Here is a 24,098-nt window from a genome sequence, read left to right on the forward strand (position 1 = left end):
CATGGATATAGCCTGTTTGAATATGCAAAGAAGTATTAGTTAGTTTGCGTTCGAGCGCTAACTCTATATTATAAAAACCTGATTTGTTATACCGAACCAGAATATAAATTGCAATATGCAAGAGGTTTGGTTTTTAAATTTAGGTTAACCATGTCTTTACAAACAGTCAGTGATTTTGCAGGAGGGTTTGAGCAGCCCCTGTTATGGTCACCCCCCAAAGGTCGTGTCAGCGCTACATTATTACAGGATAAAAGGGCGGTGCTGACAGAGCGGCTTCGTTTCATTGCCGGCAGTCATTCCCGCGTGAGGTTGGCTTCCAGTTTATCGGCAGAAGACCAAGTGTTGGCCGATATTATTTTGACAGACCTGAAAAATACCGTGAATCAGGGCATTGATATTTTTACGCTGGAAACCGGACGTCTGCACCAGGAAACCCTGGCTTTGCTTGAGCAGGTAAAACAGCGTTATGGCTATGAAATCAAACTGTACCGTCCTGAAACCGGGGCGCTGGCCGAATATGTGAATACTTATGGCCTTAACGGGTTTTACGATAGTCTTGAAGCCCGTAAAAAATGCTGTCAGATAAGAAAAATCGTTCCGCTTGACCAGGCACTGGCACAGGCTGATGCCTGGATTACGGGACAACGCCGTGAGCAATCGGTAACTCGCACTGAGCTTGCTTTGCAAGAGCAGGATACGGCCAGAAATATCCTTAAATATAACCCCTTGTTTGACTGGACAGAGGCAGAGCTTTGGGCTTATGTCGATTTTTACGATTTGCCGGTTAATGTGTTGCACGACAAGGGTTACCCGAGTATTGGCTGTGAACCCTGTACCAAGGCGGTTCGTGCCGGTGAAGACCCTCGTGCCGGACGCTGGTGGTGGGAATCGCGGGACAGCAAGGAATGTGGCCTGCACGTCAGCCCGGCCCCCACAGCGTAAGCAGTAACCATGGAAATTTTAAGAACACCAGGATGAGTAATGAATAGCATAACTGAGACCGTGCATTTTGAGAAAGCACAATTGCATACCGAACATCTGAAACGGCTGGAAACCGAATCGATTTATATTATTCGTGAGGTGGTGGCCGAGTGCCGTTCACCGGCTTTGCTGTTTTCGGGCGGTAAGGATTCCGTGGTCTTGTTGCATCTGGCCATGAAGGCATTCCGGCTGGGAAATCGCAAGCTGAACCTGCCATTCCCGCTGGTGCATATTGATACCGGACATAATTACCCTGAAGTGATCGCCTTTCGCGATGAGCTGGTTAAAAAATATGGTTTGAACCTGGTGGTGGGGCATGTGGAAGACTCCATTCGCAAGGGTACCGTACGCTTGCGCCGTGAGAATGATTCGCGTAATGCCGCACAGGCCGTGACCTTGCTGGAAACCGTGGAGGAAAACGGCTTTGATGCCTTGATGGGGGGTGCCCGCCGCGATGAAGAAAAAGCGCGTGCCAAAGAGCGTATTTTTTCTTTCCGTGACGAGTTTGGTCAGTGGGATCCGAAGAACCAGCGCCCTGAGTTGTGGGACTTGTATAACGCCCGGATTCATCCCGGTGAGCAAATCCGCGTTTTCCCGATTTCAAACTGGACCGAGCTGGATATCTGGCAATACATTGAACAGGAAAACTTGAGCCTGCCTTCCATTTACTATGCCCATGAGCGTGAAGTGGTGCGTCGTAATAATTTGCTGGTGCCGGTAACGTCCTTAACGCCTAAAAAAGACGATGAGCAAAGCGAAGTGCTGACCGTACGCTTCCGTACCGTGGGCGATATCAGTTGCACCTGCCCGGTCTTAAGTACAGCGGCTTCACCGCAAGCCATTATCGAGGAAACCGCGATTACGGAAATTACCGAGCGCGGTGCCACTCGCATGGATGACCAGACCAGTGAAGCGTCAATGGAAAAACGCAAAAAAGAAGGCTACTTCTGATAAAGATTGGATAGTGAGAAAGATATGACAGAAAGAACAAATACCCGGGGCTTGTTGCGTTTTATTACCGCTGGCTCGGTGGATGATGGTAAAAGCACACTGATTGGCCGTTTGTTATATGACAGCAAATCGGTACTGACAGACCAGTTGCAAGCGATCCAGAAAGCGCGGCATAAAAGAACCAGTGGTGAGCAGATTGATTTTTCTTTGCTGACTGACGGACTGGAAGCGGAGCGCGAGCAGGGCATTACGATTGACGTGGCTTACCGTTATTTTTCAACCGCTAATCGCAAGTTCATTATTGCGGATACCCCGGGGCATGAACAGTACACCCGCAATATGGTGACAGGGGCGTCTACCGCTGATGCCGCGATTGTGCTGGTTGATATTGTGCGTGCCATTAAAGAAAATGGTGAGTTTGAATTGCTGGCGCAAACCAAACGGCATACGGCCTTGATCAAATTGCTGGGTATCCGTCATGTATTGGTGGCGGTCAATAAAATGGATTTGGTGGGTTTTGATGAGGTGCGCTTCAATCAGGTAAAAACCGCTTACCTGGCACTGGTCCGGCAGCTTGGGTTGGATGCAAGCCAGACTCACTTTATTCCCGTATCGGCCTTGGGGGGCGATAATATCGTTTACAAGAGCGAACAAACCCCCTGGTATGATGGCAAGCCATTGTTATCAATTTTGGAATCACTGGATAATGGGGAGGAAGACGAGCTGAGTACGCCTGAGGCCCTGCGCCTGCCGGTGCAGCTGGTGATTCGCCAGGATGGTTCACAGGCGGATGATTTCAGGGGGTATATGGGCAAGGTCGCCCAGGGCAGCGTGTATGTCGGCCAGCAAATCAGGGTACTGCCCGCCAACCAGACGGCAACCGTCATGGAAATTATCACTCCTGATGGTAACGTGCAACAGGCGCTCAAAGACGGTACGGTTACCATCCGTCTTGATGCGGATATTGATATTTCCCGTGGCGATATGCTGGTGGATGCACAGGCTGTCGTTGAATCAAGCAAGACGCTGTCTGCCAATATCTGCTGGTTTGATGAATTTCCCTTGAACCTGAAAAGAAAGTATCTGTTGAAACATACCTCAGCCACCGTGCCGGTGCGTGTCAACCAGATCCATCATGTGCTGGATGTACAAACCCTGCTGGACACGGCAGATAAAGACCAGCTGGCATTGAATGATATTGGCAAGGTGGGTTTGTCTTTGCAAAAACCGCTGGTGGTGGATGCTTACGCACAAAACCAGATAACGGGTTCGTTCATTTTGATTGATGAAGCCAGCAATAATACGGTGGCGGCGGGTATTATTAATTGATTGAGGGTGTTCCCGGGTTAGTAGCCTGGGAATGCATATGTCTACCTGGTTTTTTCTATAGAAGCGGAATCATTATTCAGCTTTGCTCCGACGCCCCTGCGGGCCGAAGTCGCTGCACCTGAATAATGATTCCGCATTTTTTCTGCTCGTTTACTGGTTCCCATGCTCTAGCGTGGGAACCGGAATCGTTCAAACTCTTCGCTCCGGTGAAGTGGCTCCAAAATGTTGGACAGTTAAAAATTAGGCAGCTAAAACCTGAACCACTCAAACACTGGCAGGATCAAACACGGCCACTTTTCTGGCTTTCACATACACATTATCGCCTGGCATGAGGCCCAGTGTGCGGAAGCGTTCTTTGGTTAGCACCACTTCAATATTCTCATCCTGGCCGTCGCGGGCGATTTCAACCCGGACAATCGGTCCAATGGAATGGATATGTTCTATTTGGCCGTGGCCCAGGGCATTGGCAGCATCAAGGCTGATTTCAATGTCATGAGGGCGGATGTAGGCAATGGCTTCGGTACCGGTAAAGTGTGCGCTGTGCTGGCTGATTTCATGGCGGAAGTCTCCGCTGGTGAAATGCTTGTCGTGGATTCTGCCATGGAAAAGGTTGACATCGCCCAGGAACTGGGTCACAAACGGGCTGGCCGGGGTGTCATAGATTTCATCGGGGCTGCCAACCTGTTCAATTTTGCCGTGGTTCATCACCACCACACGGTCAGATACCTCCAGGGCTTCTTCCTGGTCATGGGTCACGAAAATACTGGTTAGGTTGATATCATCATGAAGCTGGCGCAGCCAGCGGCGCAGGTCTTTGCGTACCTTGGCATCCAGGGCACCAAAGGGCTCATCCAGCAATAGTACCTGTGGTTCCACCGCCAAAGAACGGGCCAGGGCAATCCGCTGGCGCTGGCCGCCAGACAATTGTGACGGGTAGGCATTGGCCAGCCAGTCCAGTTGTACCATTTTCAGTAAAGCCATGACTTTTTCCCGGATGGCTTCCTGGGAAGGACGATCTTTGCGTGGTTTGACATTCAGGCCAAAGGCGATGTTGTCGAACACGGTCATGTGCCGGAACAGGGCATAATGCTGGAAAACAAAACCGATCTGGCGTTTGGATACATGGGTATCGGTGCTGTCTTGCCCGTTAAAAATGATTTTGCCCGAATCGGCCTTTTCAAGACCGGCAATAATACGCAGCAAGGTGGTTTTGCCGCAGCCTGAAGGGCCCAGCAGGGCAAGCAATTCTCCGCTGTGGATGTCCAGGTTGATGTTGTCAAGCGCCGTAAACCCGGCAAACTTCTTTGAGATGTTTTGAACTTCTATACTCACGATAATTCCTGTTTATGATGCGGTTGCAACCTGCCGGGCAGGCATGGCAAATGCGGTTTTGGCAGACTTTGTGCGTGCCAGGGAGCGCGCGACCAGTGTGTTTTGTCGCCACTCGATAATTGTTTTGGTGACCAAGGTGGCAATAGCCAGCAATGCCAGCACGGAAGCACATACAAATGCCCCGGCAATATTGAACTCATTATAAAGAATCTCGACATGAAGTGGGATGGTATTGGTGGCACCGCGAATATGACCGGAAATAACACTGACGGCACCAAATTCACCCATGGCACGGGCATTGGTCAAAATAACGCCATACAGCAGTCCCCACTTGATCTTGGGAAGGGTGACTTTCAGAAAAGCCTGTAAACCGTTGGCGCCCAATACCATGGCCGCATGTTCCTCGTCCGAGCCCTGTGCCTGCATTAAGGGAATCAGTTCACGGGCCACAAAGGGAAAGGTCACAAATGTGGTGGCAATCACAATACCGGGGACGGCAAAAATTATTTTAAAATCATGCTCAATCAGCCAGGTACCCAGGGTGGATTGGCTGCCAAACAGTAACAGGTACATGAGACCGGCCACGACCGGTGAGACCGAGAAAGGCAAGTCGATGAGGGTAATTAAAAAGCTTTTGCCACGGAAGTTGAAGTGGGCAATCGCCCATGCCGCACAGGCCCCAAAAACCACATTCAGGGGGACGGCAATGGCGGCAGTGAGCAATGTTAATGAGATGGCGGCCATCGCATCACTATGCTGGATCGTCGTCAGGTAAAATTCAAATCCTTTGGAAATGGCTTCGCTGAAAATCAGGAAAAGGGGCAGTGCAATAAATATGAAGACAAAAGCCAGCGCGATGGTGGTTAATATCCATCGCGTCAAGGGCTGTTCTGTCCGGAAATCGGGCGTAGAGGAGTGGCTCATGGTTTTCTTTAATTCATGCCATAACGGCGGTTGCTCCAGCGCTGGATGAGGTTAATCAGAAGCAGGACAAGAAAGGAAATAAGAAGCATGGTAACGGCAATCGCGGTTGCCCCGTTGTAGTCAAACTGTTCAAGTTTGGCGGTAATCAGTAAAGGGGCAATTTCAGATACCATGGGAATATTGCCGGCAATAAAAATCACCGAACCGTATTCACCTGCTGCTCGGGCAAATGCCATGGCAGCCCCGGTCAGCAGGGCAGGTGTAATGGCCGGAAAAATTACTTTGCTGAAAATCTGCCAGCGGCTGGCCCCCAGGCAGGTCGCGGCATCCTCCAGTTCAACCTCAAGGTCTTCCAGCACGGGTTGTACGGTACGCACAATAAAAGGCAGGCTGATAAAAATAAGCGCTACCGTAATACCAGCGGGCGTAAAGGCTACTTTGATATCCAATTTTTGCAAAACCTGGCCAATCAGACCATTGGGGGCGTAAAGGGTGGTAAGCGCAATACCGGCAACCGCCGTGGGCAGGGCAAATGGCAGGTCAATAAAGGCATCCACAATTTTTTTGCCCGGGAATGTGTAACGAACCAGTACCCAGGCGGTAATCAGTCCAAATACCAGATTAACCAGTACGGCGGCCAGTGAGGTGCCAAAAGTGATTTTCAGGGCATGAAGCACCCGTTCGGAACCCACGACTTCCAGAAAATTGCCCAAGCCAAGTTGCCCGGCCTGCCCGAAAAGAACCGCGAAGGGAATCAGAACAATCAGGCATAACCATAATAAAGAAATGCCAAACGTCAGACCAAAACCGGGCAGGACCGAATATTGTTTTTGTAAAATATTCATCTAAACTCAATATAAGCGGTGCTTATTTTTTGATGTAAATCTGGTCAAATATGGCGTTATCGGCAAAATGCTTGTTATTGACCGCATCCCAGCCACCCAGCTCCTTGATGGATACGGTTTCCAGTTTTGGAAACTGTTTGGCGGCTTCTTCTTCCAGGGATTTATCGGTTGGACGATAAAAATGTTTAATTCCCACTTTTTGAGCCTCTGGGGTATAAAGGAAGTTCAGGTAAGCGGTTGCCACTTCACGGGTGCCCCGTTTGTCCACCACGGAATCCACCAGGGCTACGGGTGGTTCAGCCAAAATGGACAGGCTGGGCACCACAATATCAAACTGGCCGGTGCCCAGTTCTTTCTGGGCCAGAAACGCTTCGTTTTCCCAGGCCAGTAAAACATCTCCAATCTGGCGCTGTACAAATGTCAGGGTTGAACCCCGTGCACCGGAATCAAGAACGGGTACATTTGAATACAGTTTGTTCAGATAGTCTTTGGCGGTTTCTTCTGTGGCACCAGGCTGGCGCAAAGCCCATGACCAGGCTGCCAGGTAGTTCCAGCGTGCACCTCCTGATGTTTTGGGATTGGGCGTAATGACCTGCACGCCGGGCTGGGCCAGATCACCCCAGTCCTTAATGTTTTTCGGGTTGCCTTTGCGAACCAGGAAAACAATGGTAGAGGTAAAGGGGGTGCTGTTATGGGCAAAGTTCTTTTCCCAGTTGGGATTAAGACGATTGCCGGTTTTGGCAATCGCATCGATATCAATTGCCAGGGCAAGGGTCACCACGTCTGCGTCCAGTCCGTTGGCAACAGAACGGGCCTGTGAACCTGAACCGCCATGGGATTGCTTGATCGTCAGGGTATCACCGGTTTTTTCTGTCCATTGTTTGGCAAAAATATTATCCAGTTCCTGATATAACTCACGGGTTGGGTCATAAGAGACATTAAGCAGCGTTATATCTTTCGCGCACGCATAAGCAGAACTTAGTCCCAACATAATGGCAAGGGCGGTCAATTTCGTTTTTTTTAATCCGTAGGTCATATCAATCCTTCTGTTTTATGCAGTGTGAGGCATGGCTTAATGTCGTGTTAATGCAAGTGTAGAGACAGCGGCATAAAATCAGAACGAAAAAAAAATTGATATTTATATGCTTAACGGCTATAAGCGAAACAGAAGCTGGCGCCGATTAAAATAGTTGGCGTTTGAATAGGCGTTATTTTTTTAACTACTATTTAATGCCTACTTCAGGTAAAGTGATGAACTTTATTGCCGATGGCAGACTCTATTTGCCCATGATAAAAAATGATAAGGAGTATCAATGAATTGGGGCCAAGAATTACAAGACAGCGCGCTTTGGATCTTGCAGGCTTTGGTAATTTCATCAGTCATGCTGGGACTGGTGGGTTTTATTCTGGTTAAAACAACCAAATGGGCGGGACAGTTCTGGCTGTTGGCCGGTGATTACTTCAATCCCAGAAACAGCCTGCGTCCTTTACTGACATTTGGGGTGATCCTGTTTTTAAGCCTGTTCGGCGTGCGGGTCAGCGTGCTGTTCTCGAACTGGTACAACACGATGTATACCGCGTTGCAAGAACTGAATGAAGACGGATTCTGGATCCAGATGGGGGTGTTTGCCATACTGGCTGCGATCCATATCTCCCGGGTGCTGGTGTCTTATTATTTGCAACAGAGCTTCACTATCAGGTGGCGTGAGTCCCTGAATGAATCCCTGCTTTCGCAATGGCTGGAAAAAAGCAGCTATTATCGCTCTCACTATCTTGAAACTCCAGCCGATAACCCCGATCAGCGTATCCAGCAGGACGTGTCCAGTTTTGTGACGACGTCCCTGACGCTTCTGCTGGGTCTGGTCAGCTCCCTGGTTTCAGCCGTTGCCTTTACCATTATTCTTTGGGGGCTGTCCGGCGATTTAACCGTTTTGGGATTCACCCTGTCAAAAGGGATGGTCTTTGCCCTGTTTATTTATATCCTGATTGCCACGGTCTTTGCCTTCAAGATCGGGCGTCCGCTTATTCGCCTGAGCTTTCTTGATGAGCGTTTTAATGCGGATTACCGGTATTCACTGGTGCGTGTGCGTGAATATGCCGAAAGCATTGCTTTTTATAAGGGTGAAGCGATTGAAGGGCAGAAACTGCGCAACCGTTTTGCCCGGGTGATTGGTAATGTATGGGCCATTGTTTTTCGTTCAGTCAAACTCCAGGGGTTCAACTTGCTGGTTTCTCAAACCGCGGTTATTTTCCCTTTCATTATTCAGGCAAAAAGGTTCTTTTCCCAGCAAATTACGCTGGGTGCGATGATCCAAACGGCGCAAGCCTTCGGTACTTTGCACGACAACCTGTCATTCTTCCGGGACGCCTATGATACGTTTGCCGGTTACCGGGCGGTTCTAGATCGTTTAAGCGGTTTTGTGCAAAATTCTCGTGCCGCTGATAAATTACCGGTCCCTGAAGTCAAGTCAGAGCAGGATACGGTTGCGCTGCGTAATGTCAGCATTACCACACCGGCGGGCAAATGCCTGGTAAAGGATTTGTCTTTTGCGGTGGAGCCTGGTCACTCTTTGTTGCTGCAAGGTCCCTCGGGGTCGGGTAAAACCACCATTCTGCGAACGATTGCCGGTTTGTGGCCTTATTCAAAAGGGCAGGTGGTGCGGCCAGATAATAAGGTATTGTTTTTGTCGCAAAAACCTTATTTGCCAGAAGGTTCATTGCTGGATGTGCTGTATTATCCCAACGAAGTACCTGAGGATGGCCATGAGCAGGCCCGCAAAGTCTTGCAGGATGTGAATCTGGGGCATCTGCTCAATCGTTTGGATGAAGTGGTGAGCTGGACCAATATTCTTTCCTTGGGCGAGCAGCAAAGAATTGCGTTTGGCCGTTTGCTGCTGGCCAAACCGGTTGCCGCATTCATAGACGAAGCCACCTCGGCGATGGATGAGGGCCTTGAAGATGCCATGTACCGGCTGATTGCCGAACGACTGCCTGAATTGCGTCTGATTAGTGTGGGGCATCGCAGCACCCTGTACGCACATCATACGCATTTGCTGTATTTGCGTGGAGAGGGCATTTGGGACTTCAAGCCTTTGCAGGTTGAGGCAACGGCTTAAGGCCCAATGCGCTGTTTTCCGGGTTGGGCAGTCTCTTTTAGCGTTCTTGTGCCTGCTCTGGAAAAAAAACTGAAAAATAAACCGTTTTCGCCGCAAACTGGATAATATCCAAATGCGGCGAAGACGGTTTTGTTGTAATGGTGGCAGACCTTCCGTTTAAACGAACCAGGACAGGGCGCTTTTGTTAATCGCGGCACCAATGATATACAGGAAAATCAGGCCGGCAATAACGGTGGCGATTATTTTTTGCGCAGGTGTCTTTCCTCGCTTGATGGCTATCGTACCCACACCAATATAAGCAATCAGGGCCACAATTTTTGCAAGAATGAAGGGTTGGTTAGGCCCGATCATGGCTGCCAGGATAAAACCGCATATGAGCAAGACGGAATCAATCACATGCGGGGTGACCTTGACAAAACCTATTTGCAGCATGCGTGAACCCGTAATCGACCAAAATGCACGAATCAGGAAAAAAGTGATGCTCAGGTAGGCACAGGTCATGTGCAGGTGCTTGATGGGTAGATAATAATCAGCCATAATCTCGATTTCAAAAAGTCAAATACTGGAAGTTGAATATTTTAACTGATGGATATTGTTTTTGATTTTTTACCCTACGGTTTATCGGCTTAATGCGTTCGGATCGGCGTTTTTCTGATATTCAAGTCTTTTTTATCCGGATGCGGCATGGATTTTGTTGTTGGGCCTGATGTTTTACTGATTCTTTTCCTGGTTGCCATGCTGGCCGGTTTTGTTGATACCATCGCCGGTGGCGGTGGCTTGATTACCATTCCGGTGCTATTGCTGGCTCAGGTTCCCCCGATTAATGCCCTGGCAACCAATAAGTTGCAAGGCAGTTTCGGTACCCTGACTTCTTCCTTAACCATGCTCAGAAAAAGAATTGTGCGTTTTGAAGAAGTATGGAAACCTGCTTTGATGGCTTTTGCGGGGGCGGCACTGGGTACCATTTTGATTCAGTTGATTGATGTTTCGGTGCTGGATATCGTGATTCCCGTGGTCTTGATCATGATTGGGCTGTATTTTTTATTTACCCCATCTGCAGGCAAGGTAGAGCGCGTTCCGCGGGTGAGTGCCAAGGTTTTTAATTGCACCGTCGTGCCGGTCATTGCGTTTTACGATGGCGTTTTTGGTCCGGGCACCGGATCTTTCTTTTCACTGGCTAACGTGGCGTTGCGAGGGCAGCAAATCATCAAGGCAACCGCTAATGCCAAGGTATTTAATTTTGCCAGTAATGTTGCTTCAGTACTGCTTTTTGTATTGGGTGGCAAAGTCTTGTGGCTGATCGGTGGTATTATGATTGTTGGGCAAATAATTGGTGCTTATGCCGGTTCTTTAATGGTAATCAGCCATGGCAGCAAGTTTATTCGTCCGCTTATCGTGCTGGTCTGTTTTGTTATGGTTACCCGTTATCTGCTCGCAAAATTCTAGAAAATGGCAGGTATTGGCAAGCGTTTCTTTAAATGAACAGCTCAGTCATAGAAGTCTCATAAAGCCAGAATAATATAGTATGGCTTTATAAGCAAAAATTGCATCATAAATTGAAATAATCAGGAAGTATTGTATTGGCAAATCGCACCACCACTAAAAACCCGGCAAACAGGCCTGCCCAGGCAAATAGTTCCCTTACGGATAGCACGCCTGATTTTGATCCCGATGTTCCAAGCCGTGAAGATATTCTTCAGGTGTTCCGGGATTCCAGGCCTCCCCTGGACGTGAATGCCCTGATCAGTGCATTCGGGTTGAGCCGGGACGCCAGTATAGTGGGTCTTGAACGACGGATGGGGGCCATGCAAAGGGATGGCCAGCTTGAGCATACCCCAGGCGGTTGGCAACTGTCCCAGCAGAAAAATTTTGTGATTGGCAAAGTCCAGGGCCATCGTGACGGGTTCGGTTTTTTAATTCCTGAAGATGGATCCCAGGATTTATTCCTCTCGCCTCGGGAAATGCTCAAGGTACTGCATGGCGACCGGGTCCAGGTCAAACCCACTGGGGAATATAAGGGCAAGCTCGAAGGCACGATTGTAGAGGTCCTTGAACGCGGTACCGCCCGTCTGGTTGGACGCTTGTTGCATGAGCAAGGCCTTTATGTCGTGGTCCCCGAAGACCAACGAATCAAGCACGATATCATCGTACAGAATGCTGATCTCGGAGGCGCCAGGCACGGGCAAGTGGTGACGGTTGAAATTATCCAGCAGCCCACCCGTCATACCCAGCCGCTAGGCAAAATCATAGAAGTGCTAGGAGAAATTGATGATCCCGGCATGGAAATCGAGATTGCCGTGCGCAAATTTGATGTCCCGGTTGGGTTTTCCGATGCAACCCATATACAGTCGGAAAGTATGCCCGATGAAGTGCAAGCATCTGATCTTAAAGGCCGTATAGATTTACGGGATGTGCCGTTTATCACCATTGACGGGGAAGATGCCCGTGATTTTGATGATGCCGTGTATGCCGAGGTTGTTGATATTGGCACTGAAAAACGTAGCAAAATGGCCTGGCGCCTGTTGGTGGCCATTGCCGACGTTTCTTACTATGTCAAGCCGGGCGATGCCATTGACCGGGATGCCATCGAGCGCGGAACCAGTGTGTATTTCCCGCGCCGGGTTATTCCCATGTTGCCCGAAAAACTCTCCAATGGCCTGTGTTCCCTGAATCCTGATGTTGATCGTCTGGTGCTGGTGTGTGATATGGTCATTCCCATGACGGGTACCAAGGCGGGAACGGTGACGGCATACCAGTTTTACAATGCCGTTATCAATTCGCATGCGCGTACCACGTATACGCAAATCTGGAATGCCTTGCAGCAGCCAACCGGCCCGGCCGGAACCGAATTGGGCGATTTGCTGCCACATGTCAAAGATTTATATGCTTTATATGAGGCACTTGAAAATAAACGCGAACAGCGCGGTGCGATGGATTTCGACACCATTGAAACCCGCATTCTATGCAATGAAATGGGCAAGATAGAGCAGATCGTTCCATTTATCAGGAATAATGCGCATAAGTTGATTGAAGAATGCATGTTGGCGGCCAACACCTGTGCCGCCGATTTCGTCTTAAGAAACAAACGTCAGGGACTGTATCGTATTCATGAAGGCCCAACGCCTGAAAAACTTGAGACCCTGCGTGAGTTCTTGCGTACCATTGGGTTGACGCTGGGCGGTGGCGATGATCCCTCTGGCAAGGATTATGCCGCTTTGCTTGATGCCGGACGCTCACGTCCCGACTTCCAGATTCTTCAGACCATGTGCTTAAGATCCATGCAGCAGGCCATGTACAGTCCCGACAACGTGGGGCACTTTGGTCTGGCGTATGAGCAGTATACGCACTTCACCTCTCCCATCCGGCGTTACCCCGACCTGCTTACGCATCGGGTTATCAAGTCCATCCTTGCCCAAAGGCACTATACGCCTGAATTGGCTGGCGTACCCAAAGTGCAGGGTGAAACCCATAAAGAGCATGAGCATGCCGTCTGGGATAACCTCGGAATGCTGTTGTCGGCCTACGAACGCCGGGCCGATGATGCCTCACGTGATGTCGAGGCCTGGCTTAAATGCTGGTATGTTCGTGAGCATGTGGGCGAGGTTTTCAGTGGTCGGGTAAGTGGTGTCGCGCCTTTTGGATTGTTTGTGACACTGGAAACCCTGTTTGTTGAGGGTTTGGTGCATGTTTCGGAATTGGGTACCGACTATTTCCAATACAATGAAGGTTCGCACGAATTGCGCGGAGAGCGGACCGGCATGCGTTATCGCTTGACGGATCCGGTTCAGGTGCAGGTGACACGGGTAGACCTGGAGGCCCGGCGAATCGAGTTTTCGCTGGTCAAGGGTACTACCTTTGAATCATTGCGTAAAGATGCCCAGCGTAGCGAAACTGCGCCGCGACAGGTGAAGCGCCCGGCCAAACCCAAGCCGGAAGCCCTGAGGGGGCAAACCGCACATCAAAGACGGGCCGAGTTGAAAAAGTCAACGCAACCCGTCGGCGTGCAAAAGAACAAAAAATCGACGCGTAAGCGAAGGTAAATACAAAGGTAATCAATTTATATGTCAAGCAGTCAAATTCTGGCAGGATTTCATGCGGTAACCGCCCGCATGCGCCATGCACCTGATTCAATTCGGGAAATTTATATCGAAGCATCACGCAAAGACGGGCGTATGCAAAGCCTGGTCGATCAGGCTGAAAAAAACAAAATCCGTATCCATCCGGTTCCAGTGGGACGGCTTGATGGACTGGCCAAAGGCGTTCGTCATCAAGGGGTGGTTGCCCTGGCAGACCAAAAGCAGCTTGCGGTTAACATAGATGATGTCCTTGACGTGATTGAGGGGCCTGCCCATTTCCTCATTCTGGATGGCGTGACCGACCCCCATAATCTGGGCGCGTGCCTGCGTACGGCAGACGCTGCCGGTGTACATGCCGTTATTGCACCCAAAGACAAGGCGGTAGGCATTAATGCCACCGTTCAGCGTGTGGCCTGTGGTGCTGCAGATACCGTTCCGTACCTCATGGTGACCAATCTGGCCCGTACCATGCGCCAGCTCAAAGAGCGCGATGTCTGGCTGATTGGCACCGATGACGAAGCAAGCGGTACTTTTCATGATGTTGATGCCACCCGCTCCATTGCCTGGGTCATGGGCGCCGAAGGCGAGGGTATGCGTCGCCTGACGCGGGAAACCTGCGATGAGCTGGTGCGTATTCCCATGTTGGGGTCGGTTGAAAGTCTTAACGTTAGTGTGGCGAGTGCGGTTTGCCTGTTTGAAACGGTCCGTCAACGTCAGGTTAAATAAATAAAAAATCATTCTTTAACAGTCATATCATGTCAAAAAACGAACATAACGGGTTTACCACCACCATTCTTCACGCAGACCGTCGCAAAACGGTAGAGCACGGTGCCATTCACAAGCCATTGCATACGTCAACCGAGTACGCTTTTGCCGACGCCAGGGAACTGGCCGCCGTTTTTCAGGGTAAATCGGGTTATACCTATGCCCGTCAGGGAACCCCGACAACGGCCGCTCTTGAAGATAAAGTCACCTTGATGGAAGGGGGGGCGGGCACCGTTACGTTTGCCACTGGCATGGCGGCCTTGTCTTCCATTTTCATGACATTGTTAAAACAGGGTGACCATCTGGTTTCCAGCCAGTTTGTTTTTGGTAATACCAACAGTTTGCTGGGCACCCTGGATCGTCTTGGGGTAACGGTAACCTTTGTTGACCCGACCAATGCACAACAGGTTGAAGATGCCATTCGCCCTGAAACAAAAATGGTGTTTACCGAAACCATTGCCAATCCTGGCACGCAAATTGCCGACTTGTCGGCCATTGGGGATATTTGTGAAGCGCACAACCTGGTGTATGTGATAGACAATACCTTAACCTCACCATGGCTGCTTCAGGGTAAAAGCGTCAAGGCTTCACTGGTCATGAATGCCTTGTCCAAGTATATCTGTGGTCATGGCAATGCATTGGGCGGTGCTGTTACTGCTACAGGCTTATATGACTGGTCTGGCTATGCCAACATTTATGATAACTACAAAACCGGCCCTGCAAATACCTGGGGCCTAACCCAAATCAAGAAAAAAGGCTTGCGCGACATGGGTGCAACGCTTTCCTCTGATGCCGCCCATCGTATTGCCGTAGGTGCCGAAACACTTGCTTTAAGATTAAGGCAATCTTGCTCAAACGCATTGGCACTTGCCCGTTTTCTTGAAACCCATCCAGGGATCGCCAGTGTGCGTTATCCTGGTTTAAGCCAGCATCCGCAGCATGAACGTGCCGCCAAGCTGTTTAACAACCGTTTCGGCGCCTTGTTGGGTGTGGAATTGGTTGATGGTATCGATTGTTTCGAGTTTTTGAATAAACTGAAAGTAGTGGTGCTGGCTACGCATTTGGGCGACTCCAGAACGCTGGCTTTACCAGTGGCCCATACCATTTATTACGAGATGGGGCCTGCCCGAAGGGCTGAAATGGGTATTGGCGATAATTTGCTTCGCGTATCTGTAGGTATTGAAGATGAGCAAGACCTGATCAATGATTTCCAGCAGGCACTTGAGCAGTGCATGCCTGTTGCGTCATAGCAGCCAGGGCAGGGGTTAAACCTGCCTTGTGCAGATGTATAAAAAATCATACAAATTAATTGCTTTCCATTGATAATGGCCGCAAGACTAGTAAATATGCGGGCTTCGCAGTGTTTTTTTCTTGACAGCCAATAAGATTAAAGGGAAGATACGCGTGATGATTTACATCAGAGTTAATTTATAAAAGGGGTTTTCCTGAATGAATAAGACAGAATTGGTTGAATACATTGCATCTAAGGCCGATATTTCCAAAGCAGCTGCTGGCCGCTCTTTGGATGCGATGATCGCTGCAGTGAAAGCAACACTGAAAAAAGGCGAGACGGTAACCTTGGTTGGTTTTGGTACATTTGCCGTTTCTACCCGTGCAGCCCGTACTGGTCGTAATCCACGCACAGGCGAAGCCATCAAAATCAAAAAAGCCAAAGTACCTAAATTCCGTCCAGGTAAAGCACTGAAAGACGCGGTAAACTAAACTTTGGTTTGGAGTGCCTGGTAAAGTGGTTTTAATTAAATAACCGCCCAGTCTAAAGCTAAACCTCGCCAAGCGCGAAGCACCCACTGCTTGACAGATGTCTGACAGTGAGGTGCTTTTTTTATGGTAGACTGCATGTGATTGAATAATGCAATGGGTAATTTCAAGATGCTGATTGACAGGTATGGTAGAAGTATTGAATATTTACGTATATCACTGATTGATAAGTGTGATCTGCGTTGTTCCTATTGTATTCCCAAGGGTTTCAAAGAATTTGAGCGCCCTGCGAATTGGCTGTCTTTTGATGAGATAGTGCGCGTGGTTGCCGCTTTTGCCCGTATGGGTACCAGCCGTTTCAGGCTAACGGGCGGAGAGCCGTTGTTACGCAAAGATCTTCCCGAGCTGGTTGCCCGGCTCTCGGCATTGGAAGGGGTTGAAGACCTGTCCATGTCCACCAATGGCACACAGCTGGAAAAATACGCGCAGCCCTTGCGCGATGCCGGCTTGCATCGGCTTAATGTCAGTCTGGATTCCCTGCGTCGAGAGTGTGTGCAGGAGATTTCGGGAAGCGATAGTCTGCCTAAGGTCATGGCCGGACTGGAAGCGGCACGACAGGCGGGTTTCAATAAAATTAAAATCAATATGGTTCCTTTGCCAGGCGTGAATATGCCCGATATCGAGGATATGGTCGCGTTTTGTATCCAGAACCAGTTTGTGCTTCGCCTGATAGAAGTAATGCCCATGGGAGTTACCGGGCAAAAGCAGGATTATGTCGACTTGCAAAATACCATTGAGCAATTAAAGGATAAATTCAATTTGCAGGAATCTTCCCGGGTTTTTGGGGGAGGACCGGCACGCTATTGGGAAACGCCCAATAGCGATTTTACGCTGGGTTTCATTACGCCACGTTCCCAACATTTCTGCGAGACCTGTAACCGGGTTCGTCTGGCTGTGGATGGCACTTTGTACTTATGCCTGGGTCAAGATCATCAGTTAAACCTGAAGCCTTATTTAAGCGATAATTGTACCGATGAAGAGCTGGACAATGCCATTCTAAAAGCCATAGACCTGAAACCCGAGCGGCATGAATTCAATGCAAGCCCGGAAAAAATCATTCGTCTTATGTCGATGACAGGTGGTTAAGCGATTTTAGATAAAACAAAGCGGCCTGCGGGCCGCTTTGCTTATGCTGTCGACAATGTTATTTTGGGCGTACCGATTTGCATACATCAGGGTTGGTTTCAACCAGTGGGCCGCCCACCGCGTCAATACAGATGGGTACTGAGGCAAAAATACCGTGAATAACCTGCTTGCCTTGTTCATCCTTGACGCCACCCAGCGTTTCGGCAATTGCATTGGGGCGGCCTGGCAGGTTTAAAATAAGGCTGTTGCCGCGGATGACACCCACTTGACGCGATAAAATAGCGGTAGGGATGAAGTGCAGGCTGATTTGTCGCATTTGCTCGCCAAACCCGGGAATGACCCGCTGGGCAACAGCAAGGGTGGCTTCCGGGGTCACATCACGTAAATAGGGGCCAGTGCCGCCCGTGGTTAAAATCAATGGGCACTTTTGATTGTCAGAAAGCTCAATCAGGGTTTGTTCAATTATTGGCTGTTCATCGGGAATTAAATGCTCAACAAATTCCAGCGGGTTTAAAACTGCTGAGCTTAACCAGGTTTTCAGGGCGGGCAAGCCCTGGTCTTCATAGGTTTTATTGAAGGCCCGATCGCTGACTGAGACGATGCCAATACGTAGTGTTTCCATACTGATTCCTTTGATTGCACTTGCTTTTACACTGCTGAATAGCGGGTGTTGTTTATTAAAGGCGTGCTTGTGCCAAGCACTGGGTTAATTTATGCCAGAATAAGGGGCTTAAATTTTTACTATAAAAAGAATTGTATTCTACTCGATTAAAATTATCTGATGACCCCTGCTTTTAACAGTATTAAGGATATAAAACGTGACAGATCAACAGTTAACGCATTTTGACAGCCAAGGCCAGGCTCATATGGTTGATATTTCAGAGAAAAAAGAAACCAAACGGGTTGCCCGTGCCAGTGGCAAAATAAGCATGAACGAGGTGGCTTATCAATTGCTGGTTTCGGGGCAAAGTAAAAAGGGTGATGTGCTGGGAATAGCGCGCATTGCCGCAATTCAGGGTTCCAAACATACCAGCCTGCTCATTCCCTTGTGCCATCCCTTAAGCCTTACGCATGTCAGTATTGAATTCAAGCTGGATGAGGGGCAGCAATCTGTTGAAGTGGTGGCAACAACCGAAACCACCGGAAAAACCGGTGTTGAAATGGAAGCCTTGACGGCGGTTTCAACCGGTTTGCTGACCATTTACGATATGTTGAAGGCGGTCGATAAGGGAATGCAAATAGGGCATATCCATTTGCTTGAAAAAAAGGGTGGCAAGTCGGGTGACTGGCGCGCTGGTTAAGCAATTGCCTTGAGGGTGGGTAGCGAAGTTGTTGAGGAGCCAACAAATGAGCTAGATCAATGACTGCCGTAATATCGGCTTTTGAAACGGGCAGGGTGTTATACTTTTTCCTGTTATTTATAAAGGCGTTTGGCCCTATACATACAAAAGGAACAAGGTCATGATTAAGCGGACATTACTGATTTTGGCATGCACCAGCTTTGGGGGTGTTTCAGCAGCAACTATCACGGTTTCGGCGGCAGCCAGCCTGAAAGATGTTTTTCAGGAAATCGGCCAGAAATTTGAACAGGAACACAAGGGTCACAATATTGATTTCAATTTTGGCGGTTCAGGCAGCCTGCTTCAGCAAATCCGTAACGGTGCGCCCGTGGATGTTTTTGCCAGTGCCGATCTTAAAAACATGGACAGTGCCAATGAGGGTGGTTTCTTGCAAAATAATGAGCAAACCAATTTTGTAAAAAATGAATTGGTGCTTATTGTTCCTGCCGGCAGTACTTTACAACTGGAAAACCTGAATGATCTGCAAAAGGGTGAAGTAAAACGCATTGCGATTGGCAATCCATCCAGTGTGCCAGCAGGCCGCTATACTGAAACAGCACTTAAAAAGGCCGGTCTTGATGAAGTCCTGAAAGATAAAGCGGTTTTTACGCAGAATGTTCGCCAGGCACTTGAATATGTGGCCAATGCAAACGTAGAGGCTGGTTTTGTTTATGGCACCGATGCCAAAATCCTGGCTGACAAGGTCAAGGTTGCTTTTAATGTAGACTTGGAAAAACCGGTTATTTATCCGATTGCCGTTTTAAAAGACAGTAAAGAGCCGGAGCTTGCTAACCAGTTTGTGGATTATGTGCTGTCAGAAGATAGCCGGGTCATTTTTGACAAATACGGGTTTGCCCGTCCTTAAGATCCAGGGAAGCAGCTAATGCAGTCGGTCATGGTGCCTTTGTTCCTGTCTGTCAAAGTGGCTGTTTGGGCCACTTTGATCAATCTTGTCCTGGGGATTGCGTTTGGCTGGTACCTGTCTCAAAAGCGCAGTTTTTTCAGGCAGGTGCTTGATGTCCTGGCCACCTTGCCAATGGTGTTGCCACCAACGGTATTGGGGTATTATTTGCTGGTTTTGTTTGGCAATAAAACCGGCTTAAGCAGGTGGCTCGAGGCCAATTTTGGTTTTGGGCTTATTTTTTCTCTTAACGGTGCCATTATTGCCGCGGTCATCGTCACTTTTCCGCTCGTTTTCAAACCGGCGCGCGCCGCTTTCGAGTCGGTCGATGAGCAATTGCAGCAGGTTGGTTGGGTCTTGGGTGTTTCCAAGGTAGCCGTTTTTTTTCGGGTTTTTCTGCCCTTGGCCTGGCGAGGAATTCTTGCCGGTATATTACTGGGTTTTGTCCGGGCCTTGGGTGAGTTTGGTGCAACTTTAATGGTGGCCGGAAGTATTCCGGGTAAAACCCAAACGCTGTCAATTGCCATTTATGATGCGGTTCAGGCGGGACACGATAGTGAAGTCAATCAATTGGTGTTGCTGATTTCTGTCGTGTGTATTGTTGTTTTATCGTTGGCTTATTATCTTTCTCCAAAGCGTGCCTGAGATGATTTTTGATATAAACATTCAGAAAAAACTGGTTTCTGCTTCTAGAACGTTTATGCTGGATACCCAGGTCTGCAGTCACCAGGAACAGGTTATTTTATTTGGCCCTTCGGGGGTTGGTAAATCTCTCACGATAAAATGCATCGCAGGCTTATTGACCCCTGATAGCGGTCTTATAAAAATTAAAAACAGAATATTGTTTGATAAAGAAAAAAACATCAATATCGCGCCACAGGAACGAAATGTCGGTTATATCCTGCAAAACTATGCCCTGTTCCCTCATTTGACCATAGCGCAAAATGTGGGCTTCGGGCTAAACCGTAAAGGCTGGTTCAACAGGATTTCACCTGAAAACCTTGAAAAAATCCATCACTGGTTGAGTCGGTTTCAGATCGCCGATCTGGCACGGCAGTATCCGGGCCAGTTGTCAGGTGGCCAGCAACAGCGGGTGGCCCTTGCCAGGGCGCTTATCATAGAGCCTGAATTGCTGTTGCTTGATGAGCCGTTTTCCGCATTGGATAAAAAATTGCGTATACATATGCGTGAAGAGGTAAAAGAGTTGCTGGAAGAACTGAAGATTCCTCTCATGCTGATTACTCATGATGAGGAAGATATCAAAGCGTTTTCGGCAGAGTTGATTGAATTCAAACCCTGAAAGTATTAAATAAAAAACATACGCGCAAGTCATTTTTCCTTTCTAAAACAATTTGAAAGTAGTCAGTTGGCGGGCTTTCTTGTATTCTTGAAATAACCGGTTTGAATTGTTGCTGAAATTAGTATGTGATTTTTATGTGCATGTTTGTAAATTTGTAAATATTGAAAGTAATAATTTTTTAACCAAATTGTTACTTGTAATAGTTCCCATTGATCATGGGGTCTTAAATACATACACGATAGGAGCATCATCGCAATGAAGATGACCAGACGACAGTTTTTTAAAGTTACGGCAGGCGGTGTTGGTGCAACAAGTCTTGCGGTAATGGGGGCTGCGCCAACCAACGCGTGGGCAGAAGTTCGCCAGTACAAATTGTTAAGGGCGGTTGAAACACGAAATAACTGTACTTATTGTTCGGTTGGCTGTGGAACCTTGCTGTATAGTTTGGGAGATGGTGCCAAGAACGTCACCAAGAAAATATTTCATATAGAAGGTGATCCCGACCATCCGGTAAGCAGGGGCAGTCTTTGCCCGAAAGGGGCTGGCCTGATTGATTACATTAACAGCCCCAAGCGTTTGCACTACCCAGAAGTCCGTGAAGCCGGTACCAATGAATGGAAGCGAATCTCATGGGATGATGCTTTTGATCGTATTGCTCGCCTGATTAAAGATGAGCGTGATGAACATTTGGTTGTAAAAAACGACAAAGGCGTCACGGTTAACCGTCTTGAAGCGGTAGGCATGGCCTGTACGTCCGCCGGCTCTAGCGAAGCCGGCATCCTGACCCAAAAATTTATCCGGTCTTTGGGTATCGTGGCGGCAGACTCGCAGGCACGTGTTTGCCATGCGCCCACTGTGTCCGCACTGGCCTCTACCTTTGGCCGAGGGGCAATGACCAATACTTTCTGCGATATGCAGAATGCTGATTTTATTCTGGTCATGGGCGGCAACCCGGCGGAAGCGCACCCGGTTGGTTTCAAATGGGTCATTGAGGCGAAGAAGAAAAAGGGTACTAAACTCATTGTCTGTGATCCGCGTTTTAACCGAACCGCTGCGGTGGCAGACCATTACCTGCCGATTCGTTCAGGAAGTGATATTGCCTTTTTGGGGGCGGTCATTAACTGGCTGGTTGAAAACGATAAGATTCAGTGGGAATATGTAAAAGCTTATACCAATGCCAGTTTCATTGTTGATGAAAGATATGGCTTCCATGAGGGCCTGTTTTCAGGTCACCCTGATTACGCCGAGACCAGCGATGCCACGGCAGTCAATGCAGATCCGTTAGCTGATACGCATGCGCCCAAAAACACCACTTACGACACGAACTCATGGACTTACGAGCTTGATGAAAACGGTTATGCCAAGGTTGACCCAACACTGACACATCCGCGCTGTGTGTGGAATTTAATGAAAGAACATTATTCCCGCTACACGCCCGAGATGATGACAAAAATCACGGGCACACCGATTGAAGACTTCCTGCTAGTGTGCCAGGCTTTGGGTGAAACCAGTGCGCCCAATAAAACAGGAACGATTCTGTACGCCCTGGGTTGGACGCAGCATACTTATGGAACCCAGAATATCCGTACCATGGCCATGATCCAGCTTATGCTGGGTAATATCGGCATGGCCGGCGGTGGTGTCAACGCTTTGCGGGGGCATTCCAATATTCAGGGTTTATCTGATTTAGGCGTACTGTCCACGAGCTTGCCAGGCTACCTGGTGCTGCCCAATGAAAATCAGCATCCCACTTTTGATGATTACCTGCAAAAGCAAACACCACAATCCTTCCGGCCAGGTCAGCTGAATTACTGGAGCAATACACCCAAGTTCATGGTTAGCCTGCTTAAATGGTTCTTTGGTGAAAAGGCAACCAAAGATAATGACTGGGGTTATGACTGGTTGCCTAAATGGGACAAGATGTACGATAGCCTGCAAATGACCGACATGATTTATCAGGGACAAATGCATGGCCTGTTGGTGCAGGGTTTCAATATTACCAGCTCATTCCCCGATTCAAAACGGGTCACCGAGGCTTTCTCGAAACTGAAGTTTCTGGTGGTGATGGATCCTTTGGATACTGAAACAGCGACTTTCTGGGAAAATCATGGTGAGCATCACGATGTGGATCCCGCCAGTATCCAGACAACGGTTTTCCGTTTGCCGACGCCCTGTTTTGCAGAAGAAGAAGGTTCCATCGTCAACTCCTCACGCTGGTTGCAATGGCACTGGGCCGGGGCGCATCCTCCTGGCGATGCCAAACCTGACCTGGAAATTCTGGCTGAAATCCATCAGCGTCTTAAAAAGCTTTACCTGGAAGAGGGGGGTACTGTCCCCGAGCCAATTGTTAACCTGGATTGGCAATATCAGAATCCCCTTAGTCCCTTGCCGCATGAAATGGCCAAAGAGTTTAATGGTCGCGCCCTGGAAGATATCAAAGACGAAATGGGTAATATCGTCATACCCAAAGGCCAGTTGCTGGATGGTTTCCATCAGCTGCGCGATGACGGAAGCACTGCGTGTGCCTGCTGGGTATTTTCGGGTAGCTGGACAAAAAATGGCAACCAGATGGCCCGTCGCGACAATACCGACTCCGGTTTGGGTAATACGCCCGGATGGGCCTGGGCCTGGCCGGCAAACCGCCGCATTCTGTATAACCGTGCATCGTGCGACCCCAGTGGCAAGCCATGGGATAAAAACCGTACGCTGATCGAGTGGGATGGACGCAAGTGGGTAGGCGCCGATATACCCGACTTCAAGGCGGATGAGGCCCCCGGTACTGATATGAACCCGTTTATCATGACCGAAGAGGGTGTGGGCCGTTTGTTCTGTGCCAAAAAATTGGTGGATGGTCCTTTCCCCGAGTCTTATGAACCCATGGAAACGCCATTGGGCACCAATCTGTTGCACCCCAGCGTGGTGCATTCACCAGCCGTGCGCATGTTTGACAGTGCCAGAGACCGTTTTGGCAAGAAAGACAAGTATCCCTATGTGGGCACTACTTATCGCCTGACCGAACACTTCCAGTTCTGGACCAAGTCGGTCAAGCTGCTGATGATTGCCCAACCGGAACAATTTGTTGAAATTAGCGAAGAGCTGGCCAAAGAGAAGGGAATTGAAAAAGGGGATTGGGTAACGGTCAGCACGATCCGTGGCTCTATTAAGGCCAAGGCGGTTGTCACGAAACGGATCAGGCCTTTGCTGGTTAATGGAGAAACCCTGCACCAGGTAGGGATTCCCTTGCATGGTGGCTGGGTTAACGTATCGGACAGAAAACAGTATTTAGTAAATACCTTGACGCCTTTTGTTGGTGACAGTAATGCACAGACACCCGAATACAAAACATTTTTAGTGAACGTGGAAAAGGCTTAAG

21 protein-coding genes are annotated in these 24,098 nt (G+C 48.9%); 15 read left to right on the top strand and 6 right to left on the bottom strand.

Annotated elements, in window-relative coordinates:
* The first annotated feature begins 150 nt into the window (after positions 1-150).
* From ACM5Q9_RS02570 to ACM5Q9_RS02580, 3 genes are read left to right on the top strand one after another with little or no spacing between them, the layout of a single operon-like run.
* On the top strand, positions 151-942 hold the full coding sequence (locus ACM5Q9_RS02570) for a phosphoadenylyl-sulfate reductase (protein ID WP_169294994.1): 792 nt from the start codon (positions 151-153) through the stop codon (positions 940-942).
* 39 nt (positions 943-981) lie between these two features.
* Positions 982-1,932, top strand: a complete 951-nt coding sequence (cysD, locus tag ACM5Q9_RS02575) for a sulfate adenylyltransferase subunit CysD (RefSeq protein WP_169294993.1) — start codon at positions 982-984, stop codon at positions 1,930-1,932.
* A gap of 24 nt (positions 1,933-1,956) precedes the next feature.
* The gene (locus ACM5Q9_RS02580) at positions 1,957-3,261 is read left to right on the top strand and encodes a sulfate adenylyltransferase subunit 1 (RefSeq protein WP_418143172.1); all 1,305 of its coding nucleotides are present in this window, start codon (positions 1,957-1,959) and stop codon (positions 3,259-3,261) included.
* A gap of 264 nt (positions 3,262-3,525) precedes the next feature.
* Here ACM5Q9_RS02580 and ACM5Q9_RS02585 read toward each other — a convergent pair whose 3' ends face one another.
* The 4 genes from ACM5Q9_RS02585 to ACM5Q9_RS02600 are packed head-to-tail and all read right to left on the bottom strand — an operon-like array spanning position 3,526 to position 7,398.
* Complete coding sequence (locus ACM5Q9_RS02585) at positions 3,526-4,593, bottom strand: sulfate/molybdate ABC transporter ATP-binding protein (protein ID WP_418143173.1); 1,068 nt, start codon at positions 4,591-4,593, stop codon at positions 3,526-3,528.
* A 12-nt stretch (positions 4,594-4,605) separates the two neighbouring features.
* Complete coding sequence (cysW, locus tag ACM5Q9_RS02590; RefSeq protein ID WP_418143174.1) at positions 4,606-5,517, bottom strand: sulfate ABC transporter permease subunit CysW; 912 nt, start codon at positions 5,515-5,517, stop codon at positions 4,606-4,608.
* Between the two features lie 8 nt (positions 5,518-5,525).
* Positions 5,526-6,362 carry a sulfate ABC transporter permease subunit CysT gene (cysT, locus tag ACM5Q9_RS02595; protein WP_169294989.1) on the bottom strand — a complete coding sequence of 279 codons (837 nt, stop codon included), beginning with the start codon at positions 6,360-6,362 and terminating at the stop codon, positions 5,526-5,528.
* 22 nt (positions 6,363-6,384) lie between these two features.
* Positions 6,385-7,398 carry a sulfate ABC transporter substrate-binding protein gene (locus ACM5Q9_RS02600; protein ID WP_418143175.1) on the bottom strand — a complete coding sequence of 338 codons (1,014 nt, stop codon included), beginning with the start codon at positions 7,396-7,398 and terminating at the stop codon, positions 6,385-6,387.
* A 277-nt stretch (positions 7,399-7,675) separates the two neighbouring features.
* Here ACM5Q9_RS02600 and ACM5Q9_RS02605 point away from each other — a divergent pair, with 277 nt between their 5' ends.
* Positions 7,676-9,478 (top strand): ABC transporter ATP-binding protein/permease, encoded by a 1,803-nt coding sequence (locus tag ACM5Q9_RS02605; RefSeq protein ID WP_418143176.1) that lies wholly within the window; start codon positions 7,676-7,678, stop codon positions 9,476-9,478.
* Positions 9,479-9,634: 156 nt separating this feature from the next.
* Here ACM5Q9_RS02605 and ACM5Q9_RS02610 read toward each other — a convergent pair whose 3' ends face one another.
* Entirely contained in the window at positions 9,635-10,015 is a 381-nt protein-coding gene (locus tag ACM5Q9_RS02610; protein ID WP_418143177.1) for a SirB2 family protein, read from the bottom strand.
* Between the two features lie 147 nt (positions 10,016-10,162).
* Here ACM5Q9_RS02610 and ACM5Q9_RS02615 point away from each other — a divergent pair, with 147 nt between their 5' ends.
* From ACM5Q9_RS02615 to moaA, 6 genes are all read left to right on the top strand, one after another.
* A complete protein-coding gene (locus ACM5Q9_RS02615; protein WP_418143178.1) occupies positions 10,163-10,924 on the top strand; it encodes a TSUP family transporter in 762 nt (253 codons plus the stop codon).
* A 134-nt stretch (positions 10,925-11,058) separates the two neighbouring features.
* Entirely contained in the window at positions 11,059-13,518 is a 2,460-nt protein-coding gene (rnr, locus tag ACM5Q9_RS02620) for a ribonuclease R (RefSeq protein ID WP_418143179.1), read from the top strand.
* 21 nt (positions 13,519-13,539) lie between these two features.
* On the top strand, positions 13,540-14,280 hold the full coding sequence (gene rlmB, locus ACM5Q9_RS02625) for a 23S rRNA (guanosine(2251)-2'-O)-methyltransferase RlmB (RefSeq protein ID WP_418143180.1): 741 nt from the start codon (positions 13,540-13,542) through the stop codon (positions 14,278-14,280).
* Positions 14,281-14,309: 29 nt separating this feature from the next.
* Positions 14,310-15,569, top strand: a complete 1,260-nt coding sequence (locus ACM5Q9_RS02630; RefSeq protein ID WP_418143181.1) for a cystathionine gamma-synthase family protein — start codon at positions 14,310-14,312, stop codon at positions 15,567-15,569.
* Positions 15,570-15,768: 199 nt separating this feature from the next.
* The gene (locus tag ACM5Q9_RS02635; protein ID WP_169294981.1) at positions 15,769-16,041 is read left to right on the top strand and encodes an HU family DNA-binding protein; all 273 of its coding nucleotides are present in this window, start codon (positions 15,769-15,771) and stop codon (positions 16,039-16,041) included.
* Between the two features lie 153 nt (positions 16,042-16,194).
* Positions 16,195-17,184 carry a GTP 3',8-cyclase MoaA gene (gene moaA, locus ACM5Q9_RS02640; RefSeq protein WP_418143182.1) on the top strand — a complete coding sequence of 330 codons (990 nt, stop codon included), beginning with the start codon at positions 16,195-16,197 and terminating at the stop codon, positions 17,182-17,184.
* A gap of 58 nt (positions 17,185-17,242) precedes the next feature.
* On the opposite strand, the gene mog is transcribed toward moaA, so the two are convergent.
* The gene (gene mog / locus ACM5Q9_RS02645) at positions 17,243-17,806 is read right to left on the bottom strand and encodes a molybdopterin adenylyltransferase (RefSeq protein ID WP_418143183.1); all 564 of its coding nucleotides are present in this window, start codon (positions 17,804-17,806) and stop codon (positions 17,243-17,245) included.
* Between the two features lie 196 nt (positions 17,807-18,002).
* On the opposite strand from mog, the gene moaC reads away from it, so the two are divergent.
* The 5 genes from moaC to fdnG all read left to right on the top strand — a co-directional run bounded on the left by moaC (position 18,003) and on the right by fdnG (position 24,097).
* A complete protein-coding gene (gene moaC, locus ACM5Q9_RS02650) occupies positions 18,003-18,485 on the top strand; it encodes a cyclic pyranopterin monophosphate synthase MoaC (protein ID WP_418143184.1) in 483 nt (160 codons plus the stop codon).
* Positions 18,486-18,645: 160 nt separating this feature from the next.
* On the top strand, positions 18,646-19,389 hold the full coding sequence (modA, locus tag ACM5Q9_RS02655; protein WP_418143185.1) for a molybdate ABC transporter substrate-binding protein: 744 nt from the start codon (positions 18,646-18,648) through the stop codon (positions 19,387-19,389).
* 18 nt (positions 19,390-19,407) lie between these two features.
* Positions 19,408-20,070 (top strand): molybdate ABC transporter permease subunit, encoded by a 663-nt coding sequence (gene modB, locus ACM5Q9_RS02660; RefSeq protein WP_418143186.1) that lies wholly within the window; start codon positions 19,408-19,410, stop codon positions 20,068-20,070.
* 55 nt (positions 20,071-20,125) lie between these two features.
* Complete coding sequence (locus ACM5Q9_RS02665) at positions 20,126-20,725, top strand: ATP-binding cassette domain-containing protein (RefSeq protein ID WP_418143624.1); 600 nt, start codon at positions 20,126-20,128, stop codon at positions 20,723-20,725.
* A gap of 255 nt (positions 20,726-20,980) precedes the next feature.
* The gene (fdnG, locus tag ACM5Q9_RS02670) at positions 20,981-24,097 is read left to right on the top strand and encodes a formate dehydrogenase-N subunit alpha (protein WP_418143187.1); all 3,117 of its coding nucleotides are present in this window, start codon (positions 20,981-20,983) and stop codon (positions 24,095-24,097) included.
* Position 24,098 lies beyond the last annotated feature (1 nt).

The sequence above is a fragment of the Advenella sp. RU8 genome (assembly GCF_048381675.1).
GTDB lineage: Bacteria > Pseudomonadota > Gammaproteobacteria > Burkholderiales > Burkholderiaceae_B > Advenella.

Bases quoted from the DNA above. Each gene is read 5' to 3' on its own strand.
- ACM5Q9_RS02570 (WP_169294994.1), top strand. From the start codon at position 151: ATGTCTTTACAAACAGTCAGTGATTTTGCAGGAGGGTTTGAGCAGCCC.
- cysD (WP_169294993.1), top strand. From the start codon at position 982: ATGAATAGCATAACTGAGACCGTGCATTTTGAGAAAGCACAATTGCAT.
- ACM5Q9_RS02580 (WP_418143172.1), top strand. From the start codon at position 1,957: ATGACAGAAAGAACAAATACCCGGGGCTTGTTGCGTTTTATTACCGCT.
- cysW (WP_418143174.1), bottom strand. From the start codon at position 5,517: ATGAGCCACTCCTCTACGCCCGATTTCCGGACAGAACAGCCCTTGACG.
- cysT (WP_169294989.1), bottom strand. From the start codon at position 6,362: ATGAATATTTTACAAAAACAATATTCGGTCCTGCCCGGTTTTGGTCTG.
- ACM5Q9_RS02600 (WP_418143175.1), bottom strand. From the start codon at position 7,398: ATGACCTACGGATTAAAAAAAACGAAATTGACCGCCCTTGCCATTATG.
- ACM5Q9_RS02605 (WP_418143176.1), top strand. From the start codon at position 7,676: ATGAATTGGGGCCAAGAATTACAAGACAGCGCGCTTTGGATCTTGCAG.
- ACM5Q9_RS02610 (WP_418143177.1), bottom strand. From the start codon at position 10,015: ATGGCTGATTATTATCTACCCATCAAGCACCTGCACATGACCTGTGCC.
- ACM5Q9_RS02615 (WP_418143178.1), top strand. From the start codon at position 10,163: ATGGATTTTGTTGTTGGGCCTGATGTTTTACTGATTCTTTTCCTGGTT.
- rlmB (WP_418143180.1), top strand. From the start codon at position 13,540: ATGTCAAGCAGTCAAATTCTGGCAGGATTTCATGCGGTAACCGCCCGC.
- ACM5Q9_RS02630 (WP_418143181.1), top strand. From the start codon at position 14,310: ATGTCAAAAAACGAACATAACGGGTTTACCACCACCATTCTTCACGCA.
- ACM5Q9_RS02635 (WP_169294981.1), top strand. From the start codon at position 15,769: ATGAATAAGACAGAATTGGTTGAATACATTGCATCTAAGGCCGATATT.
- moaA (WP_418143182.1), top strand. From the start codon at position 16,195: ATGGGTAATTTCAAGATGCTGATTGACAGGTATGGTAGAAGTATTGAA.
- mog (WP_418143183.1), bottom strand. From the start codon at position 17,806: ATGGAAACACTACGTATTGGCATCGTCTCAGTCAGCGATCGGGCCTTC.
- modA (WP_418143185.1), top strand. From the start codon at position 18,646: ATGATTAAGCGGACATTACTGATTTTGGCATGCACCAGCTTTGGGGGT.
- modB (WP_418143186.1), top strand. From the start codon at position 19,408: ATGCAGTCGGTCATGGTGCCTTTGTTCCTGTCTGTCAAAGTGGCTGTT.
- ACM5Q9_RS02665 (WP_418143624.1), top strand. From the start codon at position 20,126: ATGCTGGATACCCAGGTCTGCAGTCACCAGGAACAGGTTATTTTATTT.
- fdnG (WP_418143187.1), top strand. From the start codon at position 20,981: ATGAAGATGACCAGACGACAGTTTTTTAAAGTTACGGCAGGCGGTGTT.